This is a genomic window from Psychromarinibacter sediminicola, from assembly GCF_029168335.1.
Classification (GTDB): Bacteria; Pseudomonadota; Alphaproteobacteria; order Rhodobacterales; family Rhodobacteraceae; genus Psychromarinibacter; species Psychromarinibacter sediminicola.
Window position 1 is genome coordinate 1 of sequence record NZ_JARGYC010000120.1, and the last position, 7,483, is coordinate 7,483.

At 67.1% G+C, this 7,483-nt stretch carries 5 protein-coding genes and 1 pseudogene; 2 read left to right on the forward strand and 4 right to left on the reverse strand.

Features of this window, described 5'->3' with window-relative positions; genetic code table 11:
• Nucleotides 1-149 precede the first annotated feature (149 nt).
• A complete protein-coding gene (locus P1J78_RS23485) occupies nucleotides 150-2,000 on the forward strand; it encodes a DEAD/DEAH box helicase (RefSeq protein ID WP_275569814.1) in 1,851 nt (616 codons plus the stop codon).
• 708 nt (nucleotides 2,001-2,708) lie between these two features.
• Here the strand turns inward: P1J78_RS23485 and P1J78_RS23490 are convergent.
• The 4 genes from P1J78_RS23490 to P1J78_RS23505 all read right to left on the reverse strand — a co-directional run bounded on the left by P1J78_RS23490 (nucleotide 2,709) and on the right by P1J78_RS23505 (nucleotide 7,029).
• A complete protein-coding gene (locus P1J78_RS23490; protein WP_275569815.1) occupies nucleotides 2,709-3,491 on the reverse strand; it encodes a DUF5602 domain-containing protein in 783 nt (260 codons plus the stop codon).
• Nucleotides 3,492-3,554: 63 nt separating this feature from the next.
• On the reverse strand, nucleotides 3,555-4,910 hold the full coding sequence (locus tag P1J78_RS23495) for an FAD-binding oxidoreductase (RefSeq protein WP_275569816.1): 1,356 nt from the start codon (nucleotides 4,908-4,910) through the stop codon (nucleotides 3,555-3,557).
• A gap of 227 nt (nucleotides 4,911-5,137) precedes the next feature.
• Nucleotides 5,138-6,493 carry a GAF domain-containing protein gene (locus P1J78_RS23500; protein ID WP_275569817.1) on the reverse strand — a complete coding sequence of 452 codons (1,356 nt, stop codon included), beginning with the start codon at nucleotides 6,491-6,493 and terminating at the stop codon, nucleotides 5,138-5,140.
• A complete protein-coding gene (locus P1J78_RS23505) occupies nucleotides 6,490-7,029 on the reverse strand; it encodes a hypothetical protein (RefSeq protein WP_275569818.1) in 540 nt (179 codons plus the stop codon). The genes P1J78_RS23500 and P1J78_RS23505 overlap by 4 nt, the downstream gene beginning before the upstream one ends.
• A 262-nt stretch (nucleotides 7,030-7,291) precedes the next feature.
• Between P1J78_RS23505 and P1J78_RS23510 the strand changes: the two are divergent.
• Nucleotides 7,292-7,483: pseudogene (locus P1J78_RS23510) on the forward strand (CPBP family intramembrane glutamate endopeptidase); the annotation flags it as partial.

Consider the following 7,483-nt stretch of genomic DNA (forward strand, 5'->3'; position numbering starts at 1 on the left):
CTGTCTGGTGGCCACCGCGCTTCTTCGTAGTCTGAGGTTGTTCAACGACCGACGACAACGAAGGAGAGCACGATGACCGAGACCATGATCGACCTCCCGGGGGTGATCGCCAAGAGCGATGACGCGGATTCGCGCCGGGCGAGGCCGTCGTGTCCGGCGGTGTCGAGATCCCGCGCAACGACTGGTTCCGGCTTTCGCTCAAGGTCACGGTGGGCGAGACGGAGGCCGATCTGGCGCCGATCCTGACCGAGATCGTGCTGTCCCTGCCGCCGGACGTGCTGGCCGCGGAGGATCTCGAAGATCTTGTGGCGGAGGCCCGGTTCTATCCGACGCTCCCGGACGGTCGGCACTTCGCGCTGGACGGGGGCCCGATTGCGCCACTCATCAAGGCGTTCCAGGAACTGACCGGCCTCGCCGGCGAGATGCACCTCGCCGACGCCGAGACGGCCTGGCGGATCGCCGAGGCGCTGGAAGGATCCGGCCTTCCGTTTGCGGGGCGCGAGGCGGTCGAAGGCCTTGTCCGGCGCCTGCGCGCCCTGACCGACCCTGCATCGGTGCCCGTTCCGCCGGGGCTGGAGGCCAGGCTGCGACCGTATCAGCACCAGGGGGTTGGATGGCTCCTGGCATTGTCGGAGGCCGGGTTTGGCGGCGTGCTGGCCGACGACATGGGACTTGGCAAGACATTGCAGGCGCTGGCGCTACTCGTTGCGCGCCACCTCGCGCCCGGCGGCACTGGCCGGCCCAGCCTGGTTGTCGTGCCGACCAGCCTGGTGGCGACCTGGCGGCGAGAGGCACGCCGCTTCGCGCCGGGCTTGCGCGTCCTCGTGCTGCATGGCCCGGACCGCGGCGCCCGGTTCGGGGAGATCCCTGACAATGATGTCGTCTTGACGACCTATCCGCTGCTCCACCGCGATCACGAGACCCTGTTCGCGCAGCCGTGGGACGTTGCGATCCTCGACGAGGCCCAGGCGGTCAAGAACCCGGCCGCGGCGCTGGCGAAGCACAGCCGGAAGGTCGACGCGCGCATGCGGTTGGCGCTGACCGGCACACCGCTAGAAAACAACCTAGAGGAACTTTGGGCGATCTTCGACTGGGTCAATCCCGGGCTCCTGGGCACCCGCAGCCAGTTTCGTGAGAGCTTTCGGACACCGATCGAAACTCACGGTGACGTGGCCGCCAATGCCCGGCTTGCGCAGCGGACGCGCCCGTTCCTGCTGCAGCGCACCAAGGAGACGGTCGCCCCGGACCTGCCGCCGCGCACGGAGATCGTCGAGACCGTCCTGCTCGAAGGGGCGCAGCAGGGGCTCTACGAGACGATCCGCGTCGCGATGGACAAGCGTGTGCGAGACACGCTGGCGACGAAAGGCCTCCAGGCGAGCCGGATCACCGTGCTCGACGCGCTTCTGAAGATGCGCCAGGCCGCCTGCGATCCGGCGCTGGTCAAGATCCCGGCCGCCCGCAAGGTCACGCGCAGCGCCAAGCGCGAGCGCCTGATGGACATGCTAGAACCACTGGTTGCCGAAGGCCGTAAGGTGCTCGTGTTCTCGCAATTCGTCGAAATGCTGAAGCTGATCGAGGCCGACATTGCGGCGCGCGGCTGGGACTATGCGATGCTGACCGGGCGCACTCGGAAACGGGCCGAGGCCATCGACCGGTTTCAGAGCGGCGCGGTCGACCTGTTCCTGATCAGCCTAAAGGCCGGCGGCACCGGCCTGACGCTGACGGCGGCCGACACGGTGATCCTCTACGATCCCTGGTGGAACCCCGCGACCGAGCGCCAGGCGATGGACCGCGCCCACCGCATCGGCCAGACCAAACCCGTCTTTGTCTACCGCCTGATCGCCGATGCCACCGTCGAGGCGGCGATCCACGACCTGCAAACGCGGAAACAGGCTCTCGCCGATGCCCTGTTCGACGAAGGTCAATCCGGCGGTTTCGACATGTCGGAGGACGACCTGCTCGCCCTGTTCAAACCGCCCGCGTCGTCCGCAGCTCCGTAGGTCCCATCCTCCGGTTTCGCGCGCGGTACTGACGTACTTGTCCCGCCGGTCAGGCGACGCCCTGATGCGCGCCGAGAAGATGTTCCACATTCCCTGTTCCAACCCCATGCGTTCGCTGCAACGCACGAGAAATTCCCTGTTACCGCGCTTAGGGAAATCCAATCCAATCTAATCTATTGTTTTAATGCAGCTATTTTCAACGCATTCCACCGAAATACCCGACTTTGCGGCAATTTCCCTGTTATCTTCCCTGTTACCAGGGAAATTCTGGCCCAGACTCGATAGCTCCAGACTGGCTGCACAGCCAGCATAGCCAACCACCTGATATCACTGGATAATCTTGGCGCTTCTGCCGCAGTATCCGGCGGCTACTGGGATATCAAGCCACCTCAGACGGTAAATCGCGCGCCATTTCGCTGAATGGCGGTGTCAAAGGAACTCGGCTTGAGGCGGGGCAGGCTCAGAGCCGAAGTTCGCCGCGCCGAGCATGAAGGTCCGCTCAGGGCCGATGGCCCTCTTTGAGCGCGTTGCGTCGACCGATAGCACACTTCACCAAACGGCCACCGACACCGCCCAGCCGTGCCCTCGGACTCTTCAACCATTCGCTGCAGGAGCAAGATCCTGGCGAGGACGCAATGGCACCATGGAAAGGGTCGGTGAGTAACGAGGCCGGGTCCCGGACGGCGATGGGCCGCCCGGAACGAATGCTCAATTCGTGGCCGGCGCGCCGGACGCGTCGCCCGGAACGCGCGCCAGGAGCTCGTCTATCGACACGACGTGGACGCCGGCCTCGGTGTCAAAGGACACGCTCCACGCGGCGGGAAGCGACACGGGTTCTTCGACGCGATCGGGCTGATCCAGCGCGCCGCCGAAATCCCGGCGGGAGAGCAGGAGATCGCGCGTCACCATCGGTTCGACAAAAGTGACGTCGCCATCCCAGGCGCCGTAGATCAGCACTGCCTCGAAAGGCTGCCCTGCGAAGACGGGATCGGTCACGTCGAGCCAGTGTTCGCCCATTGCCGGGATCGGGTCGAGGTCCGGAGGGGGCATGTAGGTCGGGGGCATCAGCTCGGCCGACGGACGGTTCGCCGCCTTCTCCATGAAGCGCGGATCGGCAGGGTCGATGGCGAGCCGCTCGGCCTCCGTCGTGATGTAGAAGTGCACGTCGAAATGCGGCACGCCGAAGAGGTCGTCCGGCGCGTGACCGTGCGGCATCCAGTCGAGCGACACGTGATCGTAGCCGGCCGCGCGCGCAGCGTCGGGCAGCGGCACAGTGACGAAGACCATGTCGTGGCCGGCAGAGGCCACGGCCTCCTCGGTCATCTGGATGCCTATGCGGGTTGCGAGGCCCGCGGCATCGGTCTGGGCGAAGGCGCGGACGCTGCCCGCGCCCAGCGGCATCTCGGGACCGTATTCGAGGGTCTGCGCGGCTGCGGACAGCGGAACCACGCTCGCCAGAAGAGCGGCCCGGAGGGTTCGGTGGATGGTCATGGGTAAGTCTCCTTGGTTTTACTTGAGGAAAGGGGCCTGCGCGGACACCGCGCAGGGCGGACATCATTCGGCGGCGACGGCCTTCTGCCGCCGGTGCCGAAGGAAGAGGCTGTCGGGGTCGCGGACGGCCCGCAGCTGCGCCAGCCGCGCCGCGGCCTCGGGCGCCAGGGTCCGGAGCGCGCGGTGAGGACGGTCGAGATCGGCCTCACCGACATAGGCGCCGGTGCAAAGCGGGGCGACGCCGTCGATCGCGGCGCGGAGCCAGCCGATGTTCGCCGCATCCGCCGCCTCGTCCTCCCAGATCGCATAAAGCGCGCCAAACACGCGCCCGTGGCAGGAGAAGGCCGCGCCTGCGGGCGTCTCGACGGCGTTCGACCGCAGGACGACGAGCGCCATGCTGGCCTCAGACGGCGCGCGCGCCATGCTGTCCACGACGCGCCCGAGAACCTCGCCGAAGCGGGCGTCGGACCAGACCGTGTCGACGGCGTAGCGGTGCCCGGCCGGCATCGAGGGGTCGGTCGCCTCGTAGAGCGCGCCGAAGGGCGTCGGCATGGGCCCGATCACCTGGAGCGCCTCCGGCGCGCCCTGTCCCAGCGCCGCGTGGATGGCGCAGGCTTCTGCGTCCGTTTCCGCGAAGACGGTGGCGATTGCGGCGATCACGGGGCCGTCCGAAGCCGGCGTGACCTTCGCCGTGAACTCGACGCGCGCGGGGGCCTCTGCCATGACGGTCTCCGCCCACTCGGCGACCGCCTCCACGGAGGAGCCGGGATAGACGCGGATCGCCGTGCTGATGGCCTTCCGCGCCGGCTGGAGCGCAAGGTGGTAGGCCGTGACGACACCGAAGAACTCCGGGCCCGCGCCGCGGGCGGCCCAGAAGACGTCCGCATTGTCCACCGCCGTCGCCGTGACTGTACGGCCGTCGGCAAGGACGACCTCGACGGCCGTCACCGAGAAGCAGGCGAAGCCCCATTCGGCCGAGTTCCAGCCCACGCCGCCGCCGAGCAGGTAGCCCGACATCGGAACGCTGCCGCAATGGCCAAGCGGGAAGGCCAGGCCGTGACGTTCGAGCGCGGCCGCCATCCGTGCGTTGGTCACCGCGGGCCCCACGCGCGCGGTCCGTGCCTCGACGTCGAGCTGCATGGCGTCGAGCGCGCCGAGGTCGATGACCATGTCGGCCTGCGCGGCGATCCCGGTGAACTGGTGCCCGCCACCGCGTGGCGAGACTGTGAGATCGTTCTCCGCGGCGAAGCGCACGGCCTCGGCCACGTCCGCGGCGCAGGCGGCGCGGACGATAAGTCTTGCCCGGCGCGCGGGCTTGCGGGCGTTCCATATGAGCGCGTCGCTGTCTGAGGCTAGCCGCGGCTCAAGCGCGGTAATGACGGCGCCCTTGAGGCGCTTCTCAAGGATTTCGGTATGCATGTCTTGTATCTTTCATGCGGGAACAGGCGCAGAGGCCGGTCCCGACGGGTCGGATAAGTGGCGGCGCATGGCCGTCGGTTTTGGTGGTTTCGGGTGGCGCGGTCGTCTCGGATCGGCGACCGCGTCCTGAAGCCTTCTATAGGCCCGGCTCTCGCGGAAGGCTTGCTAAGTCTCGCCTCACGGATGCTTAAATGAATGCTAAGGAAATGCTCAGCGGCCGGGGCACGTCACGCGAACTCGGTCGGCTCGCCCTGTTCCGCGTCCTCGAGGACGAGCCGAGACTGACAGATGAGCCGGAACCGGCCGCGCCCCGTCTTCTCGATCCTCAGGCAGGCCCCGCGATCCTCGAGCCTCCGGCGCAACAGCACAAGGCGCGCGTCGAGGTTCTCGGCGTGGTCCGGAAGTCTCAGGGATCGGTCGAGGCGCAGCTCGCGCGTGGTGAACTCCGTCCGGCCCGTCGTCGCGTGCTCGCGCAAAAGGCGCCACAGGATCGCGCCCGCCACCCCCTTGATGAGATAGTCGTGGCCGATGAACACGCTGTTGTCGCGCGGATAATGGCGGACCGTCACGCCACCTTCCGAAGCGACGCCCGGGGGGGCGAGCTGGGGACTCTCATCCGCGTCTTCTTCTCGTAGAAGTGCCATCATCGCACCGAGCTGGTTCGCGACCAGCACGAGTGCGTCTTCGCATTCGTGGTCGAAGCGCATGACCTCGTCCGACTCGGCGAACAGGACGCCGAGGACGCGGCCCTCGGCGACGATCGGAACGGCGATCTGGCTGTGCGGCGTGCCAAGGCCAGGGAAGGGAACGCCGGCAGGGTCCTCCGCAAGAAGCCCCGCCCTTTGCGCGGCGGCGCCAAGCGCGGCCCCGTATCGGTAGTCCGCGCTTACGTGGCCGATGCGGATGGGAACGGCCTCGCGTGCGGCGACGCCGATCACACCTTCGCCCGGCAGGATCTCCGCTCCGATCCCCGAGACGGCATAGCCGCGCGACCCGAGCGCAAAGAGGCGGCCGTCGCATTCCGACATGAGAAGGATCGCATTGGAGATGCCGAGATGGCGAACCATGCCGTCGAGTGCCGCGTCGGCAAGGTCGTCGAGATCCCGGCAGCGCGAGAGGTCTTCGACGCAGCAGCGCACGGCTGAAAGAAACGATACGCTCCGGCCATCGGCCTGCGCCCTGGGTGGCAGGACCTGCTCCACGTGCACGACCCGGAAGATGTCCGCGCCCAACAGCCGGAACACCTTTTCGAGACCATGATGGGACGCGATGCCCGCGAGTTTCGCCTTCATCGTCTCGAAAAGCGGCCCCGAGGTCCGCGTTTCCACATAGTCGAGATCGAGCCGGTACAGTGCGAGCGTTCGCGGGTCGAAGATCTGGACGCTTGCCTGCCGTGTGGCGAGCAGGTTGGCGCGCGTCTTGTTGAAGAACTGGTAGGACAGGGCGACGTGATCCTCGTCGACCCAGTGCACCTGGCTGATCATCGAGGCGTTGGGCATGCCCTCGACGTCGCAGGTGCAAAGCGTCGAGGCCGCGATGCCTTCCATCGCGCCGCGCAGCTCGCGCAAGCCGAACCTCGTCATCTGGACAGCTCCGCGCCTGCGCCGGGGCCCGGCGTCTGGGTAAAAACGCGCTCAGGGACGAATTCGAGCGATGCGAGGCCGGTGGTGCCGCAGAGCGCGTAGACATCGGCTTGGGCACGCATGTAGCCGAGCTCCACCAGGTCGTCGGCGAGGATCGCGCTCTGGCGCGCGGCCTCGCTCAGGTCATCCGGCGCGATCTCGTTGAAGACGGCCCGGGAGGCCTTCAACTGGATCGATCGGTGATCGCGCGCGCGGGAAAAGGTCGCCGCAATCGCGCTCCCCGCCTGCACGGCCTCGACGAGTTCGGCATTTCCGGCCCACGAAAGCAGGATGCGAACGGTCCCTTCCGAGCTTACGCGGCAGGCCACCCCGGCCCCGACGATCGGTCGTCCGTCCGGCCGACGTGCCCCGAGGGTCACCGATACGCCGCATTGAAGAAAGGCTATGAGATGAGCCGGCAGCGCATTCGACGCTCGGGCGGCGTCGCGCCATGCGATCTGGTCGTCGGTGGGTGTGGCGTAGGTTGGGTTTGCCAACGGCGAATTCCGAAGAAGGCCGGCGAGAGGCCGTAAAGTCCCGATACCTGCAGCTTCTACCACGGAAACACGAAGGTCACACAACTGGATTCGTACTTCGGGCTCTCCTGTCCGCGCGGCCATTCTTCGGACGCGCTCCATTCGGATAGCCAGTTGATGCAAATCACTGCGGGCCACCGGGAATCGGATAGGAAGACAATCGCACCGCTGGTGGTGCGCCATATGTCATCCGGTCCTCCGACAGGAGGACAAGCGAGGTTCGATGCCGACACGCGCCATTCCGCTTTTTCTGGCCATAACCTTCCTGATCACCTGGGGGATCGTCGGCTTCTACGTGCTGGCCCCGGACCTTGCGTCAGGCTGGTTCGGAGAGATCAGCGGCGCGCACCCGCTCTTCTTCCTCGCCACATGGGCGCCCGCCATCGCGGCGCTCGTGCTGGTCCTGTCCCATGCC

Coding starts and splice junctions, on each gene's coding strand:
- P1J78_RS23490 (WP_275569815.1), bottom strand. CDS start 3,491: ATGACCATCCACCGAACCCTCCGGGCCGCTCTTCTGGCGAGCGTGGTT.
- P1J78_RS23495 (WP_275569816.1), bottom strand. CDS start 4,910: ATGCATACCGAAATCCTTGAGAAGCGCCTCAAGGGCGCCGTCATTACC.
- P1J78_RS23500 (WP_275569817.1), bottom strand. CDS start 6,493: ATGACGAGGTTCGGCTTGCGCGAGCTGCGCGGCGCGATGGAAGGCATC.